The sequence below is a fragment of the Luteimonas marina genome, assembly GCF_007859325.1.
GTDB lineage: Bacteria > Pseudomonadota > Gammaproteobacteria > Xanthomonadales > Xanthomonadaceae > Luteimonas > Luteimonas marina.
In genome coordinates this window covers 764957-790081 of sequence record NZ_VOHK01000001.1, presented here as the reverse complement: position 1 = coordinate 790081, position 25125 = coordinate 764957, and the positions used below count along the sequence as shown (strand labels likewise).

At 70.3% G+C, this 25125-nt stretch carries 23 protein-coding genes and 1 other RNA gene; 17 read left to right on the top strand and 7 right to left on the bottom strand.

Annotation, left to right across the window (positions count from 1 at the left end; genetic code table 11):
• Nucleotides 1-122: 122 nt before the first annotated feature.
• Nucleotides 123-800 carry a YiaD family glycine zipper/OmpA-like lipoprotein gene (locus FQY83_RS03690; RefSeq protein WP_146385075.1) on the top strand — a complete coding sequence of 226 codons (678 nt, stop codon included), beginning with the start codon at nucleotides 123-125 and terminating at the stop codon, nucleotides 798-800.
• 234 nt (nucleotides 801-1034) lie between these two features.
• On the opposite strand, the gene FQY83_RS17555 is transcribed toward FQY83_RS03690, so the two are convergent.
• Nucleotides 1035-1196: a hypothetical protein gene (locus FQY83_RS17555; protein ID WP_158636426.1), complete on the bottom strand. Its 162-nt coding sequence runs from the start codon at nucleotides 1194-1196 to the stop codon at nucleotides 1035-1037.
• 57 nt (nucleotides 1197-1253) lie between these two features.
• Here FQY83_RS17555 and FQY83_RS03685 point away from each other — a divergent pair, with 57 nt between their 5' ends.
• Entirely contained in the window at nucleotides 1254-1526 is a 273-nt protein-coding gene (locus FQY83_RS03685) for a hypothetical protein (RefSeq protein WP_146385073.1), read from the top strand.
• 67 nt (nucleotides 1527-1593) lie between these two features.
• Here the strand turns inward: FQY83_RS03685 and ssrA are convergent.
• Nucleotides 1594-1948, bottom strand: a transfer-messenger RNA (tmRNA) gene (ssrA, locus tag FQY83_RS03680).
• Between the two features lie 125 nt (nucleotides 1949-2073).
• On the opposite strand from ssrA, the gene FQY83_RS03675 reads away from it, so the two are divergent.
• A complete protein-coding gene (locus tag FQY83_RS03675) occupies nucleotides 2074-4305 on the top strand; it encodes a CHASE domain-containing protein (RefSeq protein WP_146385071.1) in 2232 nt (743 codons plus the stop codon).
• Between the two features lie 181 nt (nucleotides 4306-4486).
• On the opposite strand, the gene FQY83_RS03670 is transcribed toward FQY83_RS03675, so the two are convergent.
• The 3 genes from FQY83_RS03670 to FQY83_RS03660 form a co-directional block, all read right to left on the bottom strand.
• Entirely contained in the window at nucleotides 4487-5692 is a 1206-nt protein-coding gene (locus FQY83_RS03670; protein WP_146385069.1) for an acetyl-CoA C-acyltransferase, read from the bottom strand.
• A 130-nt stretch (nucleotides 5693-5822) separates the two neighbouring features.
• On the bottom strand, nucleotides 5823-8195 hold the full coding sequence (locus FQY83_RS03665) for a 3-hydroxyacyl-CoA dehydrogenase/enoyl-CoA hydratase family protein (RefSeq protein WP_146385067.1): 2373 nt from the start codon (nucleotides 8193-8195) through the stop codon (nucleotides 5823-5825).
• Nucleotides 8196-8237: 42 nt separating this feature from the next.
• Nucleotides 8238-8852, bottom strand: coding sequence for a TetR/AcrR family transcriptional regulator (locus FQY83_RS03660; protein ID WP_146385065.1), 615 nt, complete (start codon nucleotides 8850-8852; stop codon nucleotides 8238-8240).
• Between the two features lie 199 nt (nucleotides 8853-9051).
• Here FQY83_RS03660 and ndk point away from each other — a divergent pair, with 199 nt between their 5' ends.
• The 12 genes from ndk to FQY83_RS03600 all read left to right on the top strand — a co-directional run bounded on the left by ndk (nucleotide 9052) and on the right by FQY83_RS03600 (nucleotide 21455).
• Complete coding sequence (gene ndk, locus FQY83_RS03655) at nucleotides 9052-9477, top strand: nucleoside-diphosphate kinase (RefSeq protein WP_146385063.1); 426 nt, start codon at nucleotides 9052-9054, stop codon at nucleotides 9475-9477.
• Between the two features lie 15 nt (nucleotides 9478-9492).
• Complete coding sequence (gene rlmN, locus FQY83_RS03650; protein ID WP_146385061.1) at nucleotides 9493-10647, top strand: dual-specificity RNA methyltransferase RlmN; 1155 nt, start codon at nucleotides 9493-9495, stop codon at nucleotides 10645-10647.
• Nucleotides 10634-11449, top strand: coding sequence for a type IV pilus biogenesis/stability protein PilW (gene pilW, locus FQY83_RS03645; protein WP_146385059.1), 816 nt, complete (start codon nucleotides 10634-10636; stop codon nucleotides 11447-11449). The genes rlmN and pilW overlap by 14 nt, the downstream gene beginning before the upstream one ends.
• Nucleotides 11446-12279, top strand: a complete 834-nt coding sequence (locus tag FQY83_RS03640) for a helix-turn-helix domain-containing protein (RefSeq protein ID WP_146385057.1) — start codon at nucleotides 11446-11448, stop codon at nucleotides 12277-12279. Before pilW ends, FQY83_RS03640 begins: the two co-directional genes overlap by 4 nt.
• Before the next feature lie 109 nt (nucleotides 12280-12388).
• Entirely contained in the window at nucleotides 12389-13021 is a 633-nt protein-coding gene (locus tag FQY83_RS03635) for a YfgM family protein (protein ID WP_146385055.1), read from the top strand.
• Complete coding sequence (gene bamB / locus FQY83_RS03630) at nucleotides 13021-14250, top strand: outer membrane protein assembly factor BamB (RefSeq protein ID WP_146385054.1); 1230 nt, start codon at nucleotides 13021-13023, stop codon at nucleotides 14248-14250. Before FQY83_RS03635 ends, bamB begins: the two co-directional genes overlap by 1 nt.
• 173 nt (nucleotides 14251-14423) lie before the next feature.
• Nucleotides 14424-15824 (top strand): ribosome biogenesis GTPase Der, encoded by a 1401-nt coding sequence (gene der, locus FQY83_RS03625; protein WP_146385052.1) that lies wholly within the window; start codon nucleotides 14424-14426, stop codon nucleotides 15822-15824.
• Nucleotides 15825-15892: 68 nt separating this feature from the next.
• On the top strand, nucleotides 15893-16489 hold the full coding sequence (gene mobA, locus FQY83_RS03620; RefSeq protein ID WP_146385050.1) for a molybdenum cofactor guanylyltransferase: 597 nt from the start codon (nucleotides 15893-15895) through the stop codon (nucleotides 16487-16489).
• Between the two features lie 4 nt (nucleotides 16490-16493).
• Complete coding sequence (locus tag FQY83_RS03615) at nucleotides 16494-17723, top strand: molybdopterin molybdotransferase MoeA (RefSeq protein ID WP_146385048.1); 1230 nt, start codon at nucleotides 16494-16496, stop codon at nucleotides 17721-17723.
• A gap of 229 nt (nucleotides 17724-17952) precedes the next feature.
• Entirely contained in the window at nucleotides 17953-19080 is a 1128-nt protein-coding gene (gene moeB / locus FQY83_RS03610; RefSeq protein ID WP_146385046.1) for a molybdopterin-synthase adenylyltransferase MoeB, read from the top strand.
• 81 nt (nucleotides 19081-19161) lie between these two features.
• Entirely contained in the window at nucleotides 19162-20262 is a 1101-nt protein-coding gene (locus FQY83_RS03605; RefSeq protein WP_158636425.1) for a DUF2272 domain-containing protein, read from the top strand.
• Nucleotides 20263-20522: 260 nt separating this feature from the next.
• On the top strand, nucleotides 20523-21455 hold the full coding sequence (locus FQY83_RS03600) for a DUF2272 domain-containing protein (protein ID WP_158636424.1): 933 nt from the start codon (nucleotides 20523-20525) through the stop codon (nucleotides 21453-21455).
• 42 nt (nucleotides 21456-21497) lie between these two features.
• On the opposite strand, the gene FQY83_RS03595 is transcribed toward FQY83_RS03600, so the two are convergent.
• Complete coding sequence (locus FQY83_RS03595; protein ID WP_146385040.1) at nucleotides 21498-22265, bottom strand: alpha/beta hydrolase; 768 nt, start codon at nucleotides 22263-22265, stop codon at nucleotides 21498-21500.
• Nucleotides 22265-22576, bottom strand: coding sequence for a DUF1244 domain-containing protein (locus FQY83_RS03590; RefSeq protein WP_146385038.1), 312 nt, complete (start codon nucleotides 22574-22576; stop codon nucleotides 22265-22267). The genes FQY83_RS03595 and FQY83_RS03590 overlap by 1 nt, the downstream gene beginning before the upstream one ends.
• 71 nt (nucleotides 22577-22647) lie before the next feature.
• Between FQY83_RS03590 and folD the strand changes: the two genes are divergently transcribed.
• A complete protein-coding gene (gene folD, locus FQY83_RS03585) occupies nucleotides 22648-23514 on the top strand; it encodes a bifunctional methylenetetrahydrofolate dehydrogenase/methenyltetrahydrofolate cyclohydrolase FolD (RefSeq protein WP_146385036.1) in 867 nt (288 codons plus the stop codon).
• A gap of 120 nt (nucleotides 23515-23634) precedes the next feature.
• Nucleotides 23635-25092, top strand: coding sequence for an IMP dehydrogenase (gene guaB, locus FQY83_RS03580; RefSeq protein ID WP_146385034.1), 1458 nt, complete (start codon nucleotides 23635-23637; stop codon nucleotides 25090-25092).
• Nucleotides 25093-25125: the final 33 nt, after the last annotated feature.

Sequence of the window (25125 nt, the reverse complement as noted above, 5' to 3'; positions counted from 1 at the left end):
GCGGCCGATACTGCAGGCGCCGCACGGCCCCGTTCGTCACCCTTCCTTGCCGCCGTGCGTGGTTAGCTGTCGCTCCCATTCATCACGCGGGATCGTCGCCCGCGACCAGAGGAGAGCGCCCTATGCGCAACAAGACCGCAATCGCCGTTTCGGCCGTCCTCGCCGGCTCGATGCTGCTGGCCAGCTGCGCCAGCTACACCGGCCAGACCAGTGCCCCCGACGACCCCAACCGGACCCGCAACAACGCGCTGATCGGCGCCGGCATCGGTGCCGTGGCCGGCCTGCTCAGCGGCAGCGATGCCACCGAACGGCGCCAGCGCGCCCTGGTCGGCGCCGGCGTCGGCGGCCTTGCCGGTGGTGCGATCGGCGCCTACCAGGATCGCCAGGAAGCCGAACTGCGCCGCCAGACCGCCGGCACCGGCATCCAGGTCGACCGCGAGGGCGACGTGATCAAGCTCAACCTGCCCGACGGCGTGACCTTCGACTTCAACAAGTCCGACCTCAAGCCGCAGTTCTACCCGGCGCTCAACAACGTCGCCAGCACGCTGGCCGAGTACAACCAGACCATCGTCGAGGTCTCGGGCCACACCGACAGCATCGGCACCGACGCGGTCAACCAGCGCCTGTCCGAACAGCGCGCCGCCTCGGTCGGCAACTACCTGATCGGCCAGGGCCTGCAGCGCGAGCGCTTCGAGATCGTCGGCTTCGGCAAGCGTCACCCGATCGCCGACAACAGCACCGAGCAGGGCCGCGCGCTCAACCGCCGCGTCGAGATCCGCGTGGTGCCGCTGCAGGGCTGATCCCCCCGGCAACGCACGAATACCACAAGGGCCGCGCAAGCGGCCCTTGTCCTTCCAGGTCTTCGACGGGGGATCGTAGGTCGGGGCTACGCCCCCGACGCGTGGCCATCGACGGCCATGCACGGTCATCGGCGACCAAGGCGTCGGCAAAAGGCGTCGGCCACGTAGAGCCTGCCCCGTACTCGATACGGGGGCCGACCTACGCCATTCCATGCCCTTGACCGCGGAAAGGCGTCAGGCGTACCTCATCTCCTGCACGGCCGCCGCCATCCGCCGCAGGTTGCGCATGTTCAGCCCGTCGGCCTTGCCGCCGTGCCCGCAGCCGTTGGCCTTGTGCGGCTTGCACAGCAGGCATCCGCCGCGACGGGATTTGCTCCGCTTGCGCTTGAAGTTCATGCGTCCTCCCGGAAGCGGGGGCATTATGCCCGCACCGGAATCCAGTGGAGCAAACGGATGAAGAACATGCTGCTCGGGCTCGGCCTGGCGCTCGCCATCGGTTCGGCGCTGGCTGGCGAGACCTTCCGTTTCGATCGTGGCGTGGTCAGCGTGGGCGACAGCGTCGGCGCGCTAGTCCAGAAGGCCGGCCGCCAGCCCGATCGCATCGTGACCCTCGAGAACAGCCGCGGCGCCGCCGTGGGCGAACGCTGGGAGTACCACCTGCGGGACAAGCAGGTGAACTTCACCACGAAGGGTGGCCGGATCACCGAAATCGAGGAAATCCGCTGAAAGCCTCGGTCCCGGCGACAGCGCGTCACGAAAAAGCCCGCTTGCGCGGGCTTCTTCGTCTCTTGGATGGTGGAGGTGGGCGGAATCGAACCGCCGTCCGAAGGCACTCCATCCCCGGTCCTACATGCTTAGCGCGCCGTTGGATCTCGCCCCTGGACAGCACGGCGCGCAAAGCGCATCCAGGGGCCAGCCTGCTTGATTAGAACCGCGGCTGGCAGGCAGCCACCGCGATCGCTTCCGTGATGATGACCCTACACCCACTAGCACGGACACAGACTGGGTTCGGGGCTTACGCCTTAAGCGGCGAGAGCGTAGTTGTCGTCGTTGGCAACTAGAAGTTTGCCGCTGGATTTACGAGGAAAGCTGCCCCCTCGGCATGCACCAGGCGATTTCGCGACCCCCGTCGAAGCCAGTGCACCCCCGGGGAACGTCGATCACGCTGACCAAGCCAGTATAGGGGCGGCCGGCGGCCGTGCAAGGCGGCGGCGGGCGGGGCCGGCGCGTGCGTTCAGGCGCTTCGCCCGCGGTGGGCCGGTATGCTGTGGGCATGCCGCGAAGCCCGAGGGGTGCCCCTGCCACGACCGATCGCAGTCGCCAGTCGCTGCGCCGCGGCTACGTGCTCGCCGTGGTCGTGCTGATCGGCTCGCTGCTGATGGTCTGGCTGTACGCGCGCGAGGCGGGCGAGCGCGAGCGCAGCGCCCGGCAGGCCGAGTTCGCCGCCGGCAGCAGCGAGATCGCGATGCTGCTGCGCCAGCGGCTGCTGCACTACGAGCTGGCCCTGCGCGGCGGCGTGTCGCTGTACTGGTCGGTTTCGCGGCCGACGGAACGGCAGTGGCGCGATTACGTCGGCGGCCTCGACATCGAGCGCCAGTTTCGCGGCCTGCTGGGATTGGGCTACGTGCCCTATCTGCGGCGCTCGGACCTGGAGGCGCTGCAACTGGCAATGCGCGACGAGGGCAAGGGCCTGTTCCAGATCCGCCCGCACGGCGTGCGCGAGATCTACGGGCCGATCCTGCTGCTCGAGCCGCAGACGCTGGCCAACCGCAGCGCGCTGGGATACGACATGTTCTCCGAGGCCGCCCGGCACCGGGCGATGGCCGCGGCGCGCGACACCGGCGAGATCCGGCTGAGCGCGCCGGTCCGCCTGATCCAGCAGGGCGATGGCGACGATCGGGGTGGCCTGCTGATGTATGCGCCGGTCTACGCCAACGGCATCCAGCCGGGCAACATGCTGGCGCGCCGCACCGCGATGTCCGGCTGGGTGTACGCACCGTTCCAGACGCAGGCCTTCATCGACAGCGCGCTGCAGCCGTTTCGCGCCGGCCAGTTCGTCCGCATCACCGACATAGGCGACGGAGCCGGCGCGGGGACGCTGGTGCACGAGGACCGCGGTTTCACCGACGCGACCTCGGCCGACCTGCTGCGCCACAGCGAGACCTTCGACCTGTACGGCCGCCGCTGGCGCATCGACTTCCAGTCGTCGCCGGCCTTGCCGGAGACCGCGACGCGCGGGCCGTCCGGCCTGCAGGCGACGATCGGGGCCGGGCTGATCGCCTCGCTGCTGCTGTTCGCGGTGGTGCTGGCGCTGGCGCATACCCAGTCGCGCGCCGAGCGGCTGGCCGAGGCGATGAGCGAATCCTACCGGCGCAGCGAGCAGCGCTTCCGCAACGCGATGCTGTACTCGGGCAGCGGCATCGCGCTGCTCGACCGCGGCGGGCGCATCGTCGAGGCGAACCCGGCGCTGGCGCGGATCCTGGGCGTGTCGCCGGGCGCGCTGCCGGGAACGCCGTTCGCGGCGCAGTTCGTCGATCCCGGGGGCGAGGACGGGTTCGCGGACGAGGAGGGCGACGGCACCCGCCCGGTCACCCGGCAGCTGCGGCGCAGCGACGGCGACCTGCGCCTCGTGCAACTGGTGCATTCGCCGGTGCCCGGCGACGTCGGCAGCGACGTCGCCGAGCTGGCGCAGGTCGACGACGTCACCGACCGCCTGCGCGCCGAGCGCGAGGTGCGCATGCTCAACCGCACGCTCGAGGCCCGGGTCGAGCAGCGCACGCGCGAGCTGACCATGGCCAACCACGAACTGGAATCGTTCGCCTACAGCGTGTCGCACGACCTGCGCGCGCCGCTGCGCACGGTCGAGGGCTTCAGCCGGCTGCTGGGGGAGCGATTCGCGGCCGCGATCGGGGAGGACGGGCGGGACTACCTGACCCGGGTGCGCAACGCGGCCAACCGCATGGATGCGTTGATCGACGCCCTGCTCAAGATGTCGCGGATCACGCGCGAGCCGCTGCAGCATGCCGACGTCGACCTCGGTCGCCTGGCCGCGGACGTCGTCGCCGAACTGCGCCAGGGCGATCCGGCGCGCAAGGTCGAGGTCGCCATCGATCCCGACCTGCATGCCGCGGGCGATCCCGCGCTGCTGCGCAACCTGCTGCAGAACCTGCTGGGCAACGCCTGGAAGTTCACCGCCGGCCGCGACGACGCGCGCATCGACTTCGGGCGCGACCCGGGCGAGGGCGACGATGCGCCGGGCATGGCCGGATTCTTCGTGCGCGACAACGGCGCCGGCTTCGATCCGGCCTATGCCTCGAAGCTGTTCCGTCCGTTCCAGCGCCTGCACGGCAACGACGAGTACGAGGGGCACGGCATCGGCCTGGCCACCGTGAAGCGCATCGTCGAGCGCCACGGCGGCACGATCCGCGCCGAGGGCGCGGTGGGCGAGGGCGCGACGTTCCGGTTCATGCTGCCGCGGCAGGAAGAAGGCGCCAACCCGGGCTGACTTCGGACGGGACGGCCGCGAATGGCTTTGTCATCCCGGGCGGAGCGAAGGATTTTCGCCCGCAGGTTCCGGAAAAGAAGGTCCCTCGCCGCGCTCGGGATGACATCCTGCCGGGAGTTCCTGACAGCCGAAAAAACGGCGCCTCAGAGGCGCCGTTTTGCTACAGCGGTGGGTAGCCCGCTCAGAGCGCCTCGAAGATCCCCGCCGCGCCCATGCCGGTGCCGATGCACATCGTCACCATGCCGTACTTCTGCTGGCGCCGGCGCAGGCCGTGGACGAGGGTGGCGGTGCGGATCGCGCCGGTCGCGCCCAGCGGGTGGCCGAGCGCGATCGCGCCGCCCAGGGGATTGATCTTGTCCGGGTCCAGCTCCGAATCGCGGATCACCGCCAGCGCCTGCGCGGCGAAGGCTTCGTTGAGTTCGATCCAGTCCAGCTGGTCCTTCGTCAATCCGGCCTGCTTCAGCGCCTTCGGGATCGCCGCGATCGGGCCGATGCCCATCACCTCCGGCCGCACGCCGGCCACCGAGAAGCTGACGAAGCGGGCGAGCGGCGTCAGGCCGTAGTCCTTGACCGCCTGCTCCGAGGCCAGCAGCACCGCGCCGGCGCCGTCACTCATCTGCGAGGAGTTGCCGGCCGTCACCGAACCGCCGAACTGGCCGTTGCGGAACACCGTGCGCAGCTTCGCCAGGCCTTCCGGCGAGGTGTCCGCGCGCGGGCCCTCGTCGTGCTCGACCAGCAGCTTCTTCAGTCTCACGGTGTTTCCGGCAAGGTCGGGCTGGTGCGAGACGACTTCATACGGCGTGATCTCCTGTGCGAACTCGCCGGCCGCCTGCGCCGCCAGCGCCTTCCGGTGCGAGGCGACGGCGAAGGCATCCTGGTCCTCGCGCGAGACCTTCCACTCCTCGGCGACCTTCTCGGCGGTGATGCCCATGCCGTAGGCGATGGCCACGTGGTCGTCCTTGAACACGCTGGGCGACAGCGCGACCTTGTTGCCCATCATCGGCACCATCGACATCGACTCGGTGCCGCCGGCCAGCATCAGGTCGGCGTTGCCGAGGCGGATCTGGTCGGCCGCCAGCGCCACGGCCTGCAGGCCGGAGGAGCAGAAGCGGTTGATGGTCTGCGCGGCCACGGTGTCCGGCAGCCCCGCCAGCAGCACGCCGATGCGCGCCACGTTCATGCCTTGCTCGCCCTCGGGCATGGCGCAGCCGATGATGGCATCGTCGATGCGATTGACGTCGATGCCCGGCGCCAGCGCGACCACGGCCCTGAGCACGTGGGCGAGCATGTCGTCGGGACGGGTGTTGCGGAACACGCCCTTGGGCGCCTTGCCGACCGGGGTGCGGGTGGCGGCGACGATGTAGGCGTCCTGGATTTGCTTGCTCATGTTGGTTCTCGATTCGTAGGGCGGATGGAGTCCTGTTTCGTCATCCCCGCGAAGGCGGGGATCCAGTGGCTTTGACTTGCGATGGGCAAAGACACCGGGTTCCCGCCTTCGCGGGAATGACGCCAGGTCGTCAATTCCTCAACGGCTTCCCGGTCTTGAGCATGTGCGCGATGCGCGCCTGCGTCTTTTCCTGTTGCGCCAGTTCGACGAAGTGCCTGCGCTCGAGCTTCAGCAGCCACGCCTCGTCGACGATCGCGCCGCGGTCGACCTCGCCGCCGCAGAGCACGGTGGCGATGCGGGTGGCGATCTCGTCGTCGTAGGGGCTGATGAAGCGGCCTTCGAGCATGTTCACCAGCAGCATGCGGAAGGTGGCGATGCCGACGTCGCCGGCCACCTGGATGCGGCGCGCGGGCAGGGGCGGGCGGTAGCCGGTTTCGGCCAGCGCGCGGGCTTCCTGCCGGGCGATGTGCAGCAGCTCGAAGGCGTTGAACACGACCTTGTCGTTCGCGCGCAGCAGGCCCAGATCCTTCGCCTCGACGGCGGACGCCGAAACCTTGGCCATCGCCACGGTCTGGAAGGTCTTCTTCAGCTCGGCGAACACGTCGCCGCCCGGACCCGCGGCCTGCGAGGCCCGCACCGCGATTTCCTTCAGGCCGCCGCCGGCCGGAAGCAGGCCGACGCCGGCCTCCACCAGGCCGATGTAGCTTTCCAGGTGCGCGACCGTGCGCGCGCTGTGCATCTGGAATTCGCAGCCGCCGCCCAGTGCCAGCCCGCGCACCGCGGCGACCACCGGCACCAGCGAATACTTGATCCGCTGGCTGGTGGCCTGGAAGTTGGCGACCATCGCCTCGAACGCATCGACCTTGCCGGCCTGCAGCAGGCCCAGCGCGCCGGCGAGGTCGGCGCCGGCGGAGAAGGGCTCCTTCGGCTGCCAGACGACGAGGCCGGCGAACTGCTTCTCGGCGATGCCGATGGCTTCCTGCAGTCCGTCCAGCACCGCGTCGGACACGGTGTGCATCTTGGTCTTGAACGAGACCACGCCGACGTCGTCGCCGTCGGTCCACAGGCGCACGCCGTCGTTCTCGAACACGGTTTCGCCCTGCGCGAACGACTCGCCCAGCAGCGGATCGGGGAAGCGCTGGCGCCTGTACACGTCCAGCGACGAGCGCGGCAGCTTGGCGTTCTTGCCCGGGCTGTAGCTGCCTTCGCCGGCGTGCACGCCCTCGCGGCCGTCGAACACCCAGTCGGGCAGGGGCGCGCTGCTCATCGCCTTGCCGGCGACGATGTCGTCGGCGATCCATTGCGCGACCTGCTTCCAGCCGGCCGCCTGCCAGGTCTCGAACGGGCCCAGCGACCAGCCGTAGCCCCAGCGAATGGCGAGGTCGACGTCGCGCGCGGTCTCGGCGATGTCGGACAGGTGGTAAGCGCTGTAGTGGAACAGGTCGCGGAACACCGCCCAAAGGAACTGCGCCTGCGGGTGCGGGCTCTCGCGCAGCTTCGCGAACTTCTCGGCCGGGTTCTTCGTCTTGAGGATCTCGACCACTTCCGGCGCCGCGACACGGTCGGCCGGGCGGTAGTCCTGCTTCTCCAGGTCCAGGACCACGATGTCCTTGCCGAGCTTGCGGAAGATGCCGGCGCCGGTCTTCTGGCCCAGCGCGCCCTTGGCGATCAGCGCCTCCAGCCACTTCGGCGACTTGAAGTAGGGGTGCCAGGGGTCGTCGGGCAGGGTGTCGGCCATGGTCTTGATGACGTGGGCCATGGTGTCGAGGCCGACCACGTCCGAGGTGCGGTAGGTCGCCGACTTCGGCCGGCCGATCAACGGGCCGGTGATGGCGTCGACCTCGTCGAAGCCCAGCTCGAACTCGCCGGTGTGGTGGGCCGTGGCCAGGATCGAGAACACGCCGATCCGGTTGCCGATGAAGTTGGGCGTGTCCTTGGCGTAGACCACGCCCTTGCCGAGGGTGCTGGTCAGGAAGGCTTCCAGTCCCTCAAGCACGGCCTTGTCGGTGGTCTTGGCCGGGATCAGCTCGGCCAGGTGCATGTAGCGCGGCGGGTTGAAGAAGTGCACGCCGCAGAACCGGTGGCGAAGTTCTTCAGGAAGAACTTCAGCCAACTTATTGATTCCAAGGCCGGAAGTGTTGCTGGCCAGCACCGCGTGGGCGGGCACGAAGGGGGCGATCTTCCGGTAGAGGTCCTGCTTCCAGTCCATCCGCTCGGCGATCGCTTCGATGATCAGGTCGCAGCCCTCGAGCAGGTCCAGCCCGGTCTCGTAGTTGGCCGGCGTGATCGCCTCGGCCAGCGACCGGCTGGCGAGCGGGGCAGGGCTGAGCTTGCCGAGGTTGGCCAGGGCCTTGGCCACGACGCCATTCGGGTCGCCTTCCCTGGCCGGCAGGTCGAACAGCACGGTGTCGACGCCGGCGTTGGTCAGGTGCGCGGCAATCTGTGCGCCCATCACGCCGGCGCCGAGGACCGCGGCGCGTCGTACAAGCAGTTTCTCAGACATGTTCTATATCCATCTGTTTATGAAAGGAAATAACAGGACAAATCAGGCCTTGAAACCAGCTGCGGCGAAGCGGATCAGTTCCTGCGCCGCGCGCTGGCGGTGCGCGGCCTCGCCGACGCCGGAGGGCCGCTTGATCAGCCCGAAGTCGGCCATCGCGTAGGTCAGCGCGCCCCCGAGGAAGTCGAGCCGCCAGTAGAGTTCCTCCTTGCTCAACTGCGGCAGGCAGCCGGCCAGCGCCCGCGCGAACTCGCGCTGCACGTGGCCGTACTGGTCGGACAGGAACTTGCGCAGGCCGTCGTTCTTCTCGGCGTAGGCGCGTGCGATGACGCGGATGAAGGCGCCGCCGTGGCGATCCTGGGCCATGTCCAGCGCGGGTTCGACGAAGGCGGCGAGGATCGGCTCGATCTCCCCGGAGCGCTCGGCCAGCGCCAGGCGCAGGCGCTCCAGCCGGTGGCCGCTCATCACGTCCATGCGCCGGCGGAAGACCTCGTTGACGAGGTTCTCCTTGCTGCCGAAGTGGTAGTTGACCGCGGCGATGTTGACGTCGGCGCGGCTGGTCACCTGGCGCAGCGAGGTGCCGGAGAACCCGTGCTGGGCGAACAACTCCTCGGCCGCGCCGAGGATCCGGTCCTTGGTCGAAAACTGCGGTCCCGCCACGAAGCCCCCCGAAGGATCAATCAAACGCTTGTTTGATCATAGGCCGGGACCCGGGCGAGCGCAAACCAGGGGGTGCTGCGTTGCCGGACAATCCGATAGAATTACCGCAGCCATGTCGGCTAAACCCGCGTCCCCACGCGGGTTTTTCCATGTTAATCTGGCCGTTCCCGAGCGAGCGGCCCCTGCCCGGAGAGAGCAAATGGCGCTGGAGCGCACCCTGTCGATCATCAAGCCCGATGCCGTCGCGAAGAACGTCATCGGCGAGATCTATTCGCGTTTCGAGAAGGGCGGCCTGAAGGTCGTCGCCTCGAAGATGAAGCACCTCTCGCGCAAGGAAGCCGAAGGCTTCTACGCGGTGCATCGCGAACGTCCGTTCTTCAACGCGCTGGTCGAGTTCATGATCAGCGGCCCGGTGATGATCCAGGCGCTGGAAGGCGAGAACGCGATCGCGAAGAACCGCGAACTGATGGGCGCGACCAACCCGAAGGACGCGGCGCCGGGTACGATCCGCGCCGACTTCGCCGACAGCATCGACGCCAACGCGGTGCACGGTTCGGACGCGCCGGAAACGGCTGCGGTCGAGATCGCGTACTTCTTCGCCAGCACCGAAATCTTTCCGCGTTGATGGCCTGATGCCCCCGTGAGCGACGTCGCAGCCAGCGCCAAGCAGAACCTGCTCGACCTCGACCGCGAGGGCCTGGAGCGCTTCTTCGCCGACACCCTCGGCGAGAAGCGTTTCCGCGCACACCAGGTGATGAAGTGGATCCACCACCGCCACGTCACCGACTTCGACGAAATGACGGATCTCGGCAAGGCGCTGCGCGCCAAGCTGCAGCAGCACGCCGAAGTACGCGTGCCGCAGGTCCAGTTCGAGAAACCCTCCGCCGACGGCACCCACAAGTGGTTGCTGGCGATGGACGGCAGCAACGCCATCGAAACCGTCTACATCCCCGACAAGGGGCGCGGCACGCTGTGCGTGTCCTCGCAGGTGGGCTGCGCGCTCAACTGCCAGTTCTGCTCGACCGCCACCCAGGGCTTCAACCGCAACCTGTCCACCGCCGAGATCATCGGCCAGGTGTGGGTGGCTGCGCGCCACCTCGGCAACGTGCCGCACAAACAGCGCCGGCTGACCAACGTGGTGATGATGGGCATGGGCGAGCCGCTCATGAACTTCGACAACGTCGTGCGCGCGATGAGCGTGATGCGCGACGACCTCGGCTACGGGCTTGCGAACAAGCGGGTCACGCTGTCGACCGCCGGCCTGGTGCCGATGATCGACAGGCTGGGCGAAGTCAGCGACGTGTCGCTGGCGGTGTCGCTGCATGCGCCCAACGACGCACTGCGCACCGAACTGGTGCCGCTCAACAGGAAGTACCCGATCGCCGAACTGATGGACGCCTGCGTGCGCTACGCGCAGCGCAAGCGCGGCGAGTCGGTGACCTTCGAATACACGCTGATGAAGGACGTCAACGACCAGCCCGCGCACGCGCGCGAACTGGTGCGGCTGATGCGCGACTTCGACAACCGGCTGCAGATGAAGGACGCGGCCAAGGTCAACCTGATCCCGTTCAACCCGTTCCCGGGCACCCGCTTCGAGCGCCCGGACGACGCGGCCATCCGCCGCTTCCAGAAGCTGCTCAACGAGGCTGGCCGGATCGCCCCGGTGCGGCGCACCCGCGGCGACGACATCGACGCCGCCTGCGGCCAGCTCAAGGGCCAGGTGATGGATCGCACCCGCCGCCAGGCGGAGTTCCGCAAGAAGCTGCAGGCCGGAGGCGTCGATGCGGCGGCGTGACCTGCTCCTGCTCGCGGCCGCGCTCGCGCTGCTGGCGACGGCCTGCTCGCGGCTGAGCTTCGTCAAGCCCAACGCGCAGCGCAAGGGCATGGACCGGGTCGCGCCGGAATACAGCTTCAAGGAAACCGAGGCCAGCAAGCGCAGGACGGAGGCGCGCCGTCGCGTGTCGGCGGCCAACCAGCAACTGCAGGCGGGCAACCTCGACGCCGCTGCCACGGAGGCGAAGGTGGCGCTCAAGGCCGATCCCTCGCTTCCCGAAACCCATACCACGATGGCCTTCATCGCCAGCCGCCAGGGACAGGCCGAACTGGCCGGCAGCCACTACGCGGAAGCCGCGAAGCTGGGGCCCTCGGGCGCCACCTACAACAACTACGGCGCCTGGCTGTGCGGCAATGCGCGCGCGGCGGAATCGCTGCGCTGGTTCGACAATGCCGTCACCGACCCCAACTACGGCGATCGCGCCGGCGCCCTGGCCAATGCCGGCACCTGCGCCGCCATCGCCGGGCAGCACGATCGCGTCGAGCGCGACCTGCGCGCCGCGCTCCAGCTCGATCCGGCCAATGCCGTGGCGCTGGGGGCGATGGCCGAGCACCAGTTCCGCCAGGGGAGCTACTTCGAGGCCCGCGCCTTTTCCGAGCGCAGGCTCTCGGCCGCGCCCGCGACGCCGGCCGCACTCGAACTGGCGTCACGAATTGAAGAAAAACTCGGCGACAGCACCGCCGCCGCCCGTTATGTTCGCCGGCTGAGGACGGAGTTTCCGCAAGCAGGGAACGCGCTTCCAGGGGAAAGCAGCACACCATGAACTCGTCCGACCCAATGTCTGGCCAGTCCGACTTCGGCAACGGGGAGCGCCTGCGCAAGGCGCGCGAGGCCGCCGGCCTGTCCGTCGCCGACGTGGCGCAGCGCCTGAAGATGCCGGCGCGGGTGGTCGAGTCGCTGGAAGCCGGCGACTGGGACCGCCTCGACGCCCCCGTGTTCGTCCGCGGCCAGCTGCGCAGCTATGCGCGCCTGCTGGGCGTGCGCGTCGACGACGAACTGCCCGCGGCGTCGCACGCGGTGCCGATCGAACCGGCCCGCCTGCAGCCGCGCACGTTCACGCCGCCGCTGCGCCGCGCCGCCGACAGGATGATGGGGCGCATGGTCTACATCGTGATCACCGCGCTGATCGCGGTGCCGGTGTGGATGGCGACGCGCTCGCACCTGGATTCGCAGATCCGCGTCGATGCCTCGCTCGACCTGCCGACGACGGCCGCCTCGCCCGCGCCGGCGCGCCCGCAGGGCAATGGCCAGGCGGACACCGGCCCGCGCCCGCTGGTGGCCTCGATGGCCTCGCTGCCGCCACGCGCAGCCAAGCACAATGAACAAGTCTCCGCGCTGTCGCTGCGCTTCACCGAAGACAGCTGGGTGGAAATCTTCGCCGCCGACGGCGACGTGCTCGAACGCGGCCTGCTCAAGGCCGGCGAACGCCGCGACTACGCCCGCGGCGAGGTCGGCCGCGTCGTGCTCGGCAACGCCGGTTCGGTCGAGGTCAAGGGCAACGGCAACGTTCAGGATCTGTCTGCCTTTCAGCGAGCGAACGTCGCGCGCTTTACGGTATCCTCTGACGGCTCCATCGAGCCGATCGGCCAGTAGCGCCGCACCCGGACCGGTGGAACGCGCGCCCGGCCACCGATGCCGGACGTTCCCGACCGCTCCGCTTGTCCCGCCATCGGCTGCGGACAGGACACACTGGCAGTAGACGATGGCGTTGGATGAACTGCTCGACGAGCACGAACAAAGCGAAAAAGTCCGCAACTGGCTGAAGCAGAACAGCCTCGGCCTGGTCGGAGGCCTCGCCCTCGGGCTGGCCCTGATCGGCGGCGGCAAGTGGTGGATGCAGCAGCAGCACCAGAAGCGGGTCGCGATCGGCGAATCCTACAGGTCCACGCTCGACGCCATCGGCGCCGGCGACATCGACAAGGCCAAGGCGCAGGCCGCGTCGCTGGCCGATACGCCGTACGCCGCGCTGGCCGCGCTCGACCTCGCCAAGGCGCAGCTCGACGCCGGCAATACCGACGAGGCGATCGCCACGCTGCGCGCCGCGGGCAGCGAGGATCCCGGCCTGTCCGCACTGATCCGCCAGCGCCTGGCGCGCCTGCTGATCGAGGCCGGCAAGGGCGAGGAGGCGCTTGGCCTGCTCGCAGGCATCGACGATGCCGCCTCGATCGAAACCCGCGGCGACGCGCGGTTCGCGCTCGGCAAGACCGAAGAAGCCCGCAAGGACTACGAAGAAGCCCTGCGCAAGCTCGACGTCGCCGCCCCGCAGCGCCAACTGCTGGAACTGAAACTGACCCAGGCCGGCGGTGCGCCGGAAACGACGGGGACCGAATCCTGATGAAGTCGGAAAGCATCTCGCCGGTGATCCCGCGTCCCGGCCTGCGGCGCCACGCCGCCCGCGCGCTGATCGTCCTTGCCTGCGTGTTCGCGCTCGCCGGCTGCAGCACGGTCAAGGGCTGGTTCGGCGGCGGCGACAGCGACAAGGCCAAGGCCAAGAAGGCGGCCGAGCCGGCGGAGCTGGTCGAGTTCGCGCCGTCCGCGACCGTTTCCCGCCTCTGGTCGGCCAGCGCCGGCAAGGGCGAGGATCGCCTGGGCGTGCGCCAGGCGCCGGTGATCGCCGATGGCCGGGTCTATGCGGCCGCGGTGGACGGCGGCGTGCGTGCGTTCGACCTGCAGTCCGGCGCTTCCGTTTGGCATTACGACTCCGACCTGCGCCTGAGCGGCGGTCCCGGCGTGGGCGAGGGCCTGGTCGTGGTCGGCGGCCTCAAGGGCGAGGTGATCGCGCTGGACGCGGCCACCGGCAGCGAGCGCTGGCAGGCCAAGGTCGTCAGTGAAGTCATCTCCGCGCCCGCGGTCGGGCAGGGCATGGTGTTCGTGCGCTCCAACGACGGGCGCGTGACCGCGTTCGACGCGGCCAGCGGCGAGCGCCGCTGGTTCTGGACCCGCGAACTGCCGACGCTGACCGTGCGCGGCAACGACGCCCCGGTGCTCGGCCCCGGCTTCGTGTTCGTCGGCAACGACGACGGCACCCTGGCCGCGCTGTCGTTGACCGACGGCCGGCAGCTGTGGGACGTCCCGGTCGCGCAGGCCGACGGTCGCACCGAACTCGATCGCATGGCCGACGTCGACGGCACCCCGGTGCTCGACGGCACCGTGCTCTACGCGAGCAGCTACAAGCAGTCGACGCTGGCGATCGACGCGCCCAGCGGCCGCCCGATCTGGGGCAGCGAGCACGGCGGTTCGAACCGGCCGGCGCTGGCGATCGACAAGCTGGTGGTGTCCGACCGCAACGGCTCGGTGTGGGGCCTGGACCGCAGTTCCGGCAGCGCCAGCTGGGAACAGCCTGCGCTGGCGCGGCGCGACCTCAGCGGCGTGGCGGTACAGGGCGACTACGCGGTGGTCGGCGACTTCGACGGCTACCTGCACTGGCTGCGGCTCGACACCGGCGACTTCGCCGCGCGCGAGCGCGCCGGCCGCGCCGCGATCAAGGGCGCGCCGGTGGCGGCGGACGGCATCCTCGTGGTGCAGAACGTGGATGGCGACCTGACGGCCTGGCGGGTGCAGTAGGGCAGGGATTGGGGACTGGGGGCTAGGGGCTAGCGAAAGAGCGGCTCGCCCTCAATTCTTGGCCGTCATCCCGAGCGCAGCGAGGGATGACAGCGCGCTACGCTTTCCCCCGACGGCCCGCCCCTAGCTTCTAACCCCCAGCCCCTAGCCCCTAATCTCGCCACCCCCAAGCCATGCTCCCCTCCGTCGCCCTCGTGGGCCGCCCCAACGTCGGCAAGTCGACGCTGTTCAACGCGTTGACGCGCACCCGCGACGCGCTGGTGCACGACCAGCCCGGCGTCACCCGCGACCGCCACTACGGCGTGTGCCGGCTCGAGGGCCAGCGACCGTTCGTGATCGTCGATACCGGCGGCATCGCCGGCGACGAGGAGGGGCTGGCCGGCGCGACCGCGAAGCAGGCGCGTGCCGCCGCGGAGGAGGCCGACCTGGTCCTGTTCGTGGTCGACGGCCGCGAGGGCGCGTCCTCGCTCGACGACGAGATCCTGCGCTGGCTGCGCAAGACCGCGCGCCCGGTCCTGCTGGTGGTGAACAAGACCGACGGCCTCGACGCCCGCGCCGCGCTGGCCGAATTCGCGCGCTACGGCTTCGCCGACAGCTTCGCGGTGTCGTCCGCGCACCGCCAGGGCATCGACGACCTGCTCGATACGCTCCTCGAGCGCCTGCCCGAGGACGGCGGCGCCGAAGCGCTGGACGACGATCCCGGGCGCGTGCGCATCGCCTTCGTCGGCCGCCCGAACGTGGGCAAATCGACCTTGGTCAACCGCATCCTCGGCGAGGAGCGGATGATCGCCTCCGACGTGCCGGGCACCACCCGCGATTCGATCGCGGTCGACCTGGAGCGAGACGGCCGCAGGTATCGCCTGATCGACACCGCCGGCCTGCGCCGCAAGTCGAAGGTGGACGAGGCGGTGGAGAAGTTCTCGATTGTCAAGACGCTGCAGGCGATCGAGCAGTGCCAGGTCGCGGTGATCCTGCTCGACGCCAGCGAAGGCGTGACCGAGCAGGATGCCAGCGTGCTCGGCGCGGTGCTCGACGCCGGCCGCGCGCTGGTGGTCGCGATCAACAAGTGGGACGGGCTGAGCGCCTACCAGCGCGAGCAGACCGAGGCGCTGCTGTCGCGCAAGCTCTCCTTCGTGCAATGGGCCGAGGCGGTGCGGATCAGCGCCAAGCACGGCTCGGGCCTGCGCGAACTGTTCCGCGCGATCCATCGCGCCCATGCCTCGGCGACCAGGCAGTTCAGTACCGCCGAAGTCACCCGCGCGCTTGAGATCGCCTACGAGGCCAGCCCGCCGCCGGTCGTGCGCGGGCACGTCGCCAAGCTGCGCTTCGCCCACCCGGGCGGCGAGAACCCGCCGACCTTCATCGTGCACGGCACGCGCCTGCGCACGCTGTCGGCGACCTACACGCGCTACCTCGAGAACTTCTTCCGCAAGCGCTTCAAGCTGGTCGGCACGCCGGTGCGCTTCGTGTTCAAGGAAGGCGACAATCCCTACAAGGACAAGAAGAACGTGCTGAGCGAGCGCCAGGTCGCGAAGAAGAAGCGGCTGATCCGGCACGTCAAGCGCAAGGGATGACAGTGGGTGGTTGGTGGCTATCCCGGCAGCGTCGGCTACCCACTACGAACCACAAGCCACGAACCTCCATGCCCCCTCCCGCCCCCGGCATCGCATCCGACGACCTCACCCTCGGCATCCTCGCCGGCGGGCGCGCCACGCGCCTGGGCGGGCGCGACAAGGCCTGGCTGGTGCGCGGCGGCGTGCCGCAGGTGCAGCGCATCGCCACCCGTTTCGGCGTCGAGACGGGCGCCGTGCTGGTCAGCGCCAATCGCGAACTGTCGCGCCATGCAGCGCTCGGCCTCACTTCCGTCCCGGACCGGATCGCCGACGCCGGACCGCTCTCCGGTCTCGACGCGCTGGCCGCCGCCTGCCGCACGCCGTGGCTGTTCACCCTGCCGGTCGACGTGGTCGATGCGAACGACTGCGTCCTGCGCATGCTGGTGACGCAGCGCTCGGATCATGGCGCCTCGGCGCAGGACGACGACGGCCTGCAGCCGCTGGTGGCGCTGTGGCGGGTCGACGCGCTGCGCGAGGCCGTCGCCGCAGCGCTTGCGACGAACGCATTCGCGGTGCACGCGCTGCAGGCGCGGCTCGGCATGCGCGTGGTGCGCTTCGAGGGGGTACGCTTCGGCAACCTCAACACGCCGGAAGACCTTGCGGCTGCCGGCATCGATATGCACTGACGCCATGAACGCGGACGCCTTCCCGACACGCATCGCCTACGCACAAGCCCGCGACATCCTCGCGCGCGTGGCGAGCGAACGCCGGATGCCCGTCGAGCACCTCGCGCTCGCGCGCGCCCACGGCCGCGTGCTGGCCGGCGAGACGGTCGCGCACATGCCGATGCCGGCCTTCGACAACTCGGCGATGGATGGCTTCGCCCTGCGCCACGCCGATCTCGCCACCGATGGCGAAACCGTGCTCGTGCTGCGCGGCGAGCAGTTCGCGGGCGGCGCGATCGCACCGCCGGTGAATCCCGGCGAATGCGTGCGCATCACCACCGGCGCGCCCCTGCCGGAGGGCACCGACACCGTGGTGATGAAGGAGGACACCGCGCTCGAAGGCGACCGCGTGCGCATCCTCCACGCACCGTCGGCCGGACGGCACGTGCGCCGGCGCGGCGAGGACGTGGGCGAGGGCGACCTGCTGGCCGCCGCCGGCGACGCGCTGTCGCCGGCGCGCATCGCGCTGCTCGCCTCGCAGGGCATCGCCGGCGTCGACGTGGCGCGGCGCCCGACGGTGGCGGTGTTCTCGACCGGCGACGAACTGGTCGAGCCCGGCCTGCCGCTGGCGCACGGGCAGATCTACAACTCCAACCGCGAACTGCTGATGGGCCTGCTGCGCGCGGACGGCCTCGAACCGGTCGCCTGGCCGACGCTGCCCGACGATCCGGCCGCGATCGAATCGGCGCTGCGCCACGCCGGCGAGGCCTTCGACCTGGTCCTGACCTGCGGCGGCGTGTCGGCGGGCGAGAAGGACCACCTGCCGGCGCTGCTGCAGCGTCGTGGCCGGGTGCACTTCTGGAAGGTGCGGATGCGGCCCGGCATGCCGGCGCTGTTCGCCGATGGCGGGACGCTGGGGCCGGCGCTGTTCCTGTGCCTGCCCGGCAATCCGGTCTCGGTGCTGGCGACGTGGCTCGCGCTGGCGCGGCCGCTGCTGGATGGCCTGCAGGGCAGGGTGGTGCGCAAGTCCTGGCGCGCACGGCTGTCGGCGCCCTGGCGCAAGGCGCACGAGCGGCTCGAGTTCCTGCGCGGCCGGCTGGCCAGCGACGATGGCGGCATGCTCCATGTCGAACCCGATCCCGCCGACGGTTCGCACCGGATGCGGGCGGCGGCCGATGCCGACGCGCTGATTGTGCTGGAGGAAGGGGCGCGGGACTATCCGGCGGGCAGCGTGGTCGAGGTGGTGCCGTACTGAAGCGGCAACCCGACGCCGGGCAGTGCCAGCCGACGCGATGTCAAACAGGTGTCATCCCGAGCGTAGCGAGGGATGACAGGGAAAATCTTCTGCGCGACGGACCCGCCGAAGCCCGGAAGGAAGGAAATCCGACCCGTCCGATGCAGCCACGATCCGTCCGCCCGGCCCAAGCGGCCATCCATCCGGACCGATTCACCCCTGCCGCCACCGTCGGCGCGATAATCCGCGCATGGCGAAGGAGATCACCCCGCGGGAAGCGAGCTTCCGGATCGAGCAGGGCGCGCTGCTGGTCGACGTGCGCGAGGAACACGAGCGCGAGCTGGGCATGGCGCAGGGCGCGATCGGCGTCGCCCGCGCCGAGCTGGAGGCCGCGCCGCACCGCTTCATCTCCGAACGCGACACCGACGTCCTGCTGATCTGCCAGAGCGGCGGCCGTTCGATGCTGGCCGCGGAGCAACTGCAGCGGCAGGGATACCCACGCGTCACCTCGGTGCGCGGCGGCACGGTGATGTGGCAGGCGGAGGGATTCCCGCTCACCCGTCCCGCGGGCAAGGTCGACGAGGATTTCCACGAGCGCTATTCGCGCCACCTGCGGCTGCCCGAGATCGGTGCCCGCGGGCAGCGCCGGCTGGAAACGGCGAGCGTGGTGGTCGTCGGTGCGGGCGGGCTCGGTTCGCCGGCGGCGTTCTACCTCGCCGCCGCGGGCGTCGGCAGCCTGCGGCTGGTGGACGACGACGTGGTCGACCGCAGCAACCTGCAGCGCCAGATCCTGCACACCGACGCCGACACCGGCGTACCGAAGGTGGATTCGGCGCAGACCCGGCTCTCGGCGCTGAACCCGCGCGTGAGCATCGAGGGGATCGCCGAGCGCCTGACCTCCGACAACGTCGAGCGATTGATCGCGGATGCGGACGTGGTGGTCGACGGCGGCGACAACTTCCCCGTGCGCTACCTGCTCAACGACGCCTGCGTGCACCTGGGCAAGCCGCTGGTCTACGGCGCGGTGCATCGTTTCGAGGGGCAGGTGAGCGTGTTCGACGCCGGGCGCCAGCGCGGCAGGGCGCCGTGCTACCGCTGCTTGTTCCCGGAGCCGCCGCCGCCCGAGGCCGCGCCAAACTGCAGCGAGGTCGGGGTGCTCGGCGTGCTGCCGGGCGTGATCGGCCTGCTGCAGGCGACCGAGGCGATCAAGCTGCTGCTGCACATCGGCGAGCCGCTGGCCGGCCGCCTGCTGCATTTCGACGCGCTGGCGATGCGCTTCCGCGAAACCCGGCTGTCGCCGGATCCCGACTGCCCGCTGTGCGCGCCGGGCGCGCCATTTCCGGGTTACATCGACTACGCTGCGTTCTGCGCAGGCTGAGGAAGGCAAGGGGGCGGTCGGCGCAAGCCCTCCGGCCGCGATGAACCCGCGGCTGCCTTGCCGACGAGCCGGATGCCCGCCATGCACAGCCCGTTCCCGCGTATCGCCGCCTGCCTGCTCCTGCTGGCCTGCGGCCTGCTGCTCCCTGCGAAGGCCGCTGCCGCCGATCCCTGCCTGAAGCTGCCCGCCTCGGCCATCCAGGCACCCGACGCTTCGACCCGGATCGCCGCGGCCGCCTGCGAGGAGCATCGCCTCTGGTACCGCCCCTTCATCGAGGCCGATGGCCGCATCGGTTCGATGCGGGTGCGCGAGGCCGAGCGCGCGAAGCTGGCCAACGGCCAGCCGGCGTGGCAGCGCGTGATCGAATACTGGCGCGACAGCGGCCTGCTCTGGCAGGCGGGCGGGGGCGATTGCGCCTACGGCGGGCCGCCGATGCCCTCGTGCCGCGCCTTCGTGGTGGACACGCCGTGGTCGGCGGCGTTCCTGTCCTGGGTCATGCGCCGGGCCGCGGTGCCGGGATTCGACGGTTCGGCCAGCCACCTGACCTACGTGCGGCGCGCCTACCGCGAGCCGCTGGCCAATCCCTACCGCGTGGCCAACCCGCTGGCCGCCCGGGTGCAGCGCGGCGACCTGCTGTGCAACGTGCGCGGCACCGCGCGCACCTACGGCTTCGGCGAACTGGCGACGCTGCTGAGCGGCAACGAGCCGGGGTTGGCGATGCACTGCGACGTGGTGGCGGGCATCGACGTGGGCAGCGACGGCGCACGCAGCGCCTATCTCGTCGGCGGCAACGTCTTCGACAGCGTGACCATGCGCCGCCTGCGGCTGACGCCCGGTGATCGTTTCGACGAACTGCCGATGCGCCTGGCCAGCGATCCCGAATGCACGCCCGAAAGCCCCTACGCCTGCGACCTCAACCGCCAGGACTGGTCGGTGCTGCTGCAGCTGAGGCCGGCGGACGAACTCGCCGCGCTGCGGCCCGCCCTGCCGATGGCGCCGTCGCCGCAGTTGCAGCTGCCGGCGGGAAGCCCGTCGCAGCCGCAGGCTTGGGTGCCGGCCGGAGGGCAGGGCGGTCCCGCCGCGCCGAGCGGGGCGCCGACGCAGGCAGCGCCCCGGTGTTGCAACCACTGCGATCCGGAAGTCGGCTTGCCGCGCTGCCCGGCTCCGCCGCGGCCACGCTAGAGCGTTTTGGCGCAAGCGCTCACATATCCGTCGTCCCCGCGAAGGCGGGGATCCAGCGTCTTTGTCTTTGAAATCAACAGCAAAGGCACTGGGTCCCCGCCTTCGCGGGGACGACGGAAACGTCAACATCCGAGTCGAAAATGCTCTGGCGTCACCGCGCCGGGAGTCGCGCGCCGTTCTACGCGCCGGCGGATGTCCCGTCCGCGCCCGCTTCGTCGATAGACCGTCCATCGTCCTGGAGCACGGTGGTTGCGATGTCGATGCCTCTGTTTCTGTTCCTGCGCTGCGGCCTGCTGGCGGCGCTCCTCGCCTGGGCCTGGCCCGCGGCCGCGGCGGATCCCTGTCCGTCGCTGCGTGGCCAGACCGCGTCGCCGTCGCCGGCCGTGCGCATCGCCGCGGCCGCCTGCGAGGAACATCGGCTCTGGTACCGGCCGTTCGTCGACGCCGACGGCCGCATCGCCGGTACGCGCGTGCGCGAGGCCGAGGCCTCGCCGCTGGCGAACGGGCAGGTCGCGTGGCAGCGCGTGGTCGACTACTGGCGTGGCAGCGGCCTGCTGGGCAGCGCGGGCGGTTCCGGCCAGTGCGCGTCGGGGCCGTCATCGTGCCGGATGTTCGTGGTCGATACGCCGTGGTCGGCGGCTTTCATCTCCTGGGTGATGCGGACGGCGCGGATCCCGGGTTTCAGCAGTTCGCCCAGCCACGTGCGCTACGTGCGCCAGGCCTATCGCGCGCCGCAGGCCAGCGCCTGGCGCTTTGCTGACCCGGCCACCACGGCAGCCGCGCAGGGCGACCTGCTGTGCTACGTGCGGGTGCCGTCGCGAACGTTCGGCTTCGATGGACTGGGCGCGCGGATCGCGGGCAGCGATGCCGGGCTCGACATGCACTGCGACATCGTGGTCGGCGCCGATACGGCGGATGGACACGTCGCCTACCTGGTCGGCGGCAACGTGGTCGACGGCGTCACCATGCGCCTGCTGCGGCTGGCCCCGGACGGACGCTTCGAGGGCCTGCCGACGCGGGCGCCGGGCGACGTCGAGTGCTCGCCGGACGCGCAGGCCGCGTGCAACGCCAGCCGCCAGGACTGGGCGGTGCTGCTGCAGCTGAGGCCGGAGCATGAGCTCGTGGCGCTGGCCGCGCCGCCGCCGGGGACGCGGGTGGCTTGGGCCGAAGGTGCGCGCGCCGCGGCGCCCTGAGCCCGGGCGAACTGCTTTCGGCTGTCATCCCGTCGGCGTTGCCTACTGCAGGAACGCCGCAAGCGCCTCGCCGTAGGCGGGGAAGGCCTGGATGTCGTTGTGCCCGGCCTCGTCGATCGCGACGACGTGCGCCCGCGGCAGGCTGCGCTCCAGCGCGTCGGTGTTCGCGGGCGGGATCACCTCGTCGCGCCCGGCGCGCAGCATCAGCACCGGCCCGCGGTACGCGCGCAGGAAGTCCACCGAAGGATAGCGATCGCGCAGCAGCCAGCGCACGGGCAGCCAGCGATAGTGTGACTGGGCGACGTTGGCAAGGCTGTCGAACGGCGTGACCAGGGCCAGCCGGTCCACCGGGCGCTGCGCCGCGACGTGGCTGGCGATGCCGCTGCCGAGGCTGCGCCCGATCGCCGACACCGGCCGGTCGGGATGCCGCGTCTGCACGTCGTCGAAGAAGGCCAGCGCGTCATCGAGCAGGGCATCGCCCGACGGCGCACCATCGCTGGCGCCGTAGCCGCGGTAGGCGAGCAGGTAGACCGTGCGCCGCGGGAACCAGCGCGCGAAATCGTCGCGGTTCGCCTGCACCGATTCGCCGTTGCCGCCGAAGTACACGATCGCCGAGTCCTGTCCCGGATTGACGATCCAGCCGCGCAGTTCGATGCCGTCGCGGGCCAGCGCATAGTCGGTGCCGTCACGCGCCGTGCGCGTGTACTCGGGCAGGTAGATCATCTTGCGCTGGGCGAGGAACAGCAGGGCGCACAGCGTGGCGTAGGCCAGCACCAGCACGATCGCCAGCGTCGCCAGCATCCTGCGCATCAGCCGTGGCGCCGGCGGGCGGCCTCGAACGCCGCCAGCTGTTCCGGCGTCGCCTCGCGCTGGTGCTTCGCCTTCCAGTCGGCGAAGGGTTCACCGTACACGGCCTCGCGCGCCTCGTCCCTGGTCATCGTGATGCCGCGCGCGTCGGCCGCTTCGCGGTACCAGTCGGACAGGCAGTTGCGGCAGAAGCCGGCCAGGATCATCAGGTCGATGTTCTGCACGTCCGGCCGCTGCCGCAGCAGGTGGTCGCGAAGGCGACGGAACACGGCGGCCTCGATGTGCGGGGTTTCGGGATCGTCATCGTGCGTCATGGCTCGCTCCTTGGCGGCGCGCGGCGGGGTCGTGAGACAATACGCGTTCCCGATTCCGCCATCCACGCCGCATGACCGCACGCATCCTCGACGGCAAGCGCATCGCCGATTCCCTGCTCGACGAACTGCGCCTGCGGGTCGACGCGCGCCTGGCCGCGGGACTGCCGCGGCCCGGGCTGGCCGTGGTGCTGGTCGGCAGCGATCCCGCCTCGCAGTCGTACGTGCGCAACAAGCGCCGGGCCGCGGAAAAGGTGGGCATCCACGCCTTCGACTTCGACCTGCCCGCGGGCACGTCCGAAGCCGAGCTGCTGGCGCTGATCGACCGGCTCAACGCCGATCCGGCCGTGCACGGCATCCTCGTGCAGCTGCCGCTGCCCGGCATCCCCGACGCCACGCGGCTGATCCACCGCATCGACCCGCGCAAGGACGTCGACGGCTTCCATCCCGAGAACGTCGGCCACCTCGCACTGCGCCAGTTCGGCCTGCGTCCGTGCACGCCGCGCGGCATCACCACGCTGTTGGCCTACACCGACCGGCCGGTGCGCGGGCAGAGCGCGACCATCGTCGGCGTCAGCAACCACGTCGGCCGGCCGATGGCGCTGGAGCTGCTGATCGCCGGCTGCACGGTCACCAGTTGCCACAAGTTCACGCCGAAGGACGTGCTGCGGCGGCACGTGGGCGAGGCCGACATCCTCGTGGTTGCCGTGGGCCGGCCGGGCCTGATCCCCGGCGACTGGGTCAAGCCGGGCGCGGTGGTGATCGACGTCGGCATCAACCGGCTCGACGACGGCCGCCTGACCGGCGACGTCGAGTTCGAGGCCGCGGCCCGGCGCGCCAGCTGGATCACCCCGGTCCCGGGCGGGGTGGGGCCGATGACCGTGGCCACGCTGATGCAGAACACGCTGGAAGCCGCCGAGGCGGCCGTGGACCTCCCATAGCCGCTCCCACGAACGCGGCGGATGTCGCGGCCCCGGCGACGGTTCGTTCCCGGGGCGGGATGCGGCGATGGGCGGCAACGCGGTACAATGACGCGCTTCCCCACCTCCCCGGGACTGCCGATGCTCCGCATCCAGGCTGAAGCACTGACGTACGACGACGTTTCCCTCGTCCCCGCGCATTCGACCGTCCTGCCCAAGGACGTCTCGCTCGCCACGAACCTCACCAAGTCCCTGCGCCTGAACCTGCCGATCGTCTCGGCGGCGATGGACACCGTGACCGAGGCCCGCCTCGCGATCGCGATGGCCCAGCTCGGCGGCATCGGCATCATCCACAAGAACCTGTCGGTCGAACGCCAGGCGGCCGAGGTCGCGAAGGTCAAGAACTTCGAGGCCGGCGTGATCCGCGAGCCGTTCACGGTCGCGCCCAACACCACCATCGGCGAAGTCCTCAAGCTCACCCGCGCCCGCAACATTTCCGGCGTACCCGTCGTGGACGGCGGGCAGCTGGTCGGCATCGTCACCGGGCGCGACATGCGCTTCGAGACGAAGCTCGACGATCCGGTGCGCAACATCATGACCAAGAAGGAGCGGCTGGTCACGGTGAAGGAGGGCGCGTCGGACGAGGAGGTCATCGGCCTGCTGCACAGGCACCGCATCGAGAAGGTGCTGGTGGTCAACGACGCCTTCGAGCTGCGCGGCCTGATCACGGTCAAGGACATCCAGAAGGCGCAGGACAACCCGAACTCCGCCAAGGACGCCGACGAGCAGCTGCTGGTCGGCGCCGCGGTCGGCGTCGGCGGCGACACCGAGGCGCGCGTGGCGGCGCTCGCGGCCGCGGGCGTGGACGTGGTCATCGTCGATACCGCGCACGGCCATTCGCAGGGCGTGATCGAGCGCGTCGCCTGGGTGAAGAAGCATTTCCCCGCGCTGCAGGTGATCGGCGGCAACATCGTCACCGGCGACGCCGCGCTGGCGCTGATGGATGCGGGCGCGGATGCGGTCAAGGTCGGCGTGGGCCCGGGCTCGATCTGCACCACGCGCGTGGTCGCGGGCGTGGGCGTGCCGCAGATCACCGCGGTGGACATGGTGGCCGAGGCGCTGCAGGACCGCATCCCGTTCATCGCCGACGGCGGCATCCGCTACTCGGGCGACATCGGCAAGGCGCTGGTCGCCGGTGCCTCGACGGTGATGATCGGCGGCCTGTTCGCCGGCACCGAGGAATCGCCGGGCGAGGTCGAGCTGTTCCAGGGCCGCAGCTACAAGAGCTACCGCGGCATGGGCTCGCTTGGCGCGATGGAAAAGGGGTCGAAGGACCGCTATTTCCAGGACGCCTCGGACGCCGACAAACTGGTGCCCGAAGGCATCGAGGGTCGCGTGCCGTACCGCGGCCCGCTCAGCGGCATCATCCACCAGCTCGCCGGCGGCCTGCGCGCGACCATGGGCTACGTCGGCTGCGCGACCGTCGAACAGATGCGCACGCAGCCGAAGTTCGTGAAGATCACCGGCGCCGGCCAGCGCGAGAGCCACGTGCACGACGTGCAGATCACCAAGCAGCCGCCGAATTACCAGATTGGCTGACCTTTCCATGTCATCCCGAGCGCAGCGAGGGAT

Coding starts and splice junctions, on each gene's coding strand:
- FQY83_RS03690 (WP_146385075.1), top strand. CDS start 123: ATGCGCAACAAGACCGCAATCGCCGTTTCGGCCGTCCTCGCCGGCTCG.
- FQY83_RS17555 (WP_158636426.1), bottom strand. CDS start 1,196: ATGAACTTCAAGCGCAAGCGGAGCAAATCCCGTCGCGGCGGATGCCTG.
- FQY83_RS03685 (WP_146385073.1), top strand. CDS start 1,254: ATGAAGAACATGCTGCTCGGGCTCGGCCTGGCGCTCGCCATCGGTTCG.
- FQY83_RS03675 (WP_146385071.1), top strand. CDS start 2,074: ATGCCGCGAAGCCCGAGGGGTGCCCCTGCCACGACCGATCGCAGTCGC.
- FQY83_RS03670 (WP_146385069.1), bottom strand. CDS start 5,692: ATGAGCAAGCAAATCCAGGACGCCTACATCGTCGCCGCCACCCGCACC.
- FQY83_RS03665 (WP_146385067.1), bottom strand. CDS start 8,195: ATGTCTGAGAAACTGCTTGTACGACGCGCCGCGGTCCTCGGCGCCGGC.
- ndk (WP_146385063.1), top strand. CDS start 9,052: ATGGCGCTGGAGCGCACCCTGTCGATCATCAAGCCCGATGCCGTCGCG.
- pilW (WP_146385059.1), top strand. CDS start 10,634: ATGCGGCGGCGTGACCTGCTCCTGCTCGCGGCCGCGCTCGCGCTGCTG.
- FQY83_RS03640 (WP_146385057.1), top strand. CDS start 11,446: ATGAACTCGTCCGACCCAATGTCTGGCCAGTCCGACTTCGGCAACGGG.
- FQY83_RS03635 (WP_146385055.1), top strand. CDS start 12,389: ATGGCGTTGGATGAACTGCTCGACGAGCACGAACAAAGCGAAAAAGTC.
- bamB (WP_146385054.1), top strand. CDS start 13,021: ATGAAGTCGGAAAGCATCTCGCCGGTGATCCCGCGTCCCGGCCTGCGG.
- der (WP_146385052.1), top strand. CDS start 14,424: ATGCTCCCCTCCGTCGCCCTCGTGGGCCGCCCCAACGTCGGCAAGTCG.
- mobA (WP_146385050.1), top strand. CDS start 15,893: ATGCCCCCTCCCGCCCCCGGCATCGCATCCGACGACCTCACCCTCGGC.
- FQY83_RS03615 (WP_146385048.1), top strand. CDS start 16,494: ATGAACGCGGACGCCTTCCCGACACGCATCGCCTACGCACAAGCCCGC.
- moeB (WP_146385046.1), top strand. CDS start 17,953: ATGGCGAAGGAGATCACCCCGCGGGAAGCGAGCTTCCGGATCGAGCAG.
- FQY83_RS03605 (WP_158636425.1), top strand. CDS start 19,162: ATGCACAGCCCGTTCCCGCGTATCGCCGCCTGCCTGCTCCTGCTGGCC.
- FQY83_RS03600 (WP_158636424.1), top strand. CDS start 20,523: ATGCCTCTGTTTCTGTTCCTGCGCTGCGGCCTGCTGGCGGCGCTCCTC.
- FQY83_RS03595 (WP_146385040.1), bottom strand. CDS start 22,265: ATGCGCAGGATGCTGGCGACGCTGGCGATCGTGCTGGTGCTGGCCTAC.
- FQY83_RS03590 (WP_146385038.1), bottom strand. CDS start 22,576: ATGACGCACGATGACGATCCCGAAACCCCGCACATCGAGGCCGCCGTG.
- folD (WP_146385036.1), top strand. CDS start 22,648: ATGACCGCACGCATCCTCGACGGCAAGCGCATCGCCGATTCCCTGCTC.
- guaB (WP_146385034.1), top strand. CDS start 23,635: ATGCTCCGCATCCAGGCTGAAGCACTGACGTACGACGACGTTTCCCTC.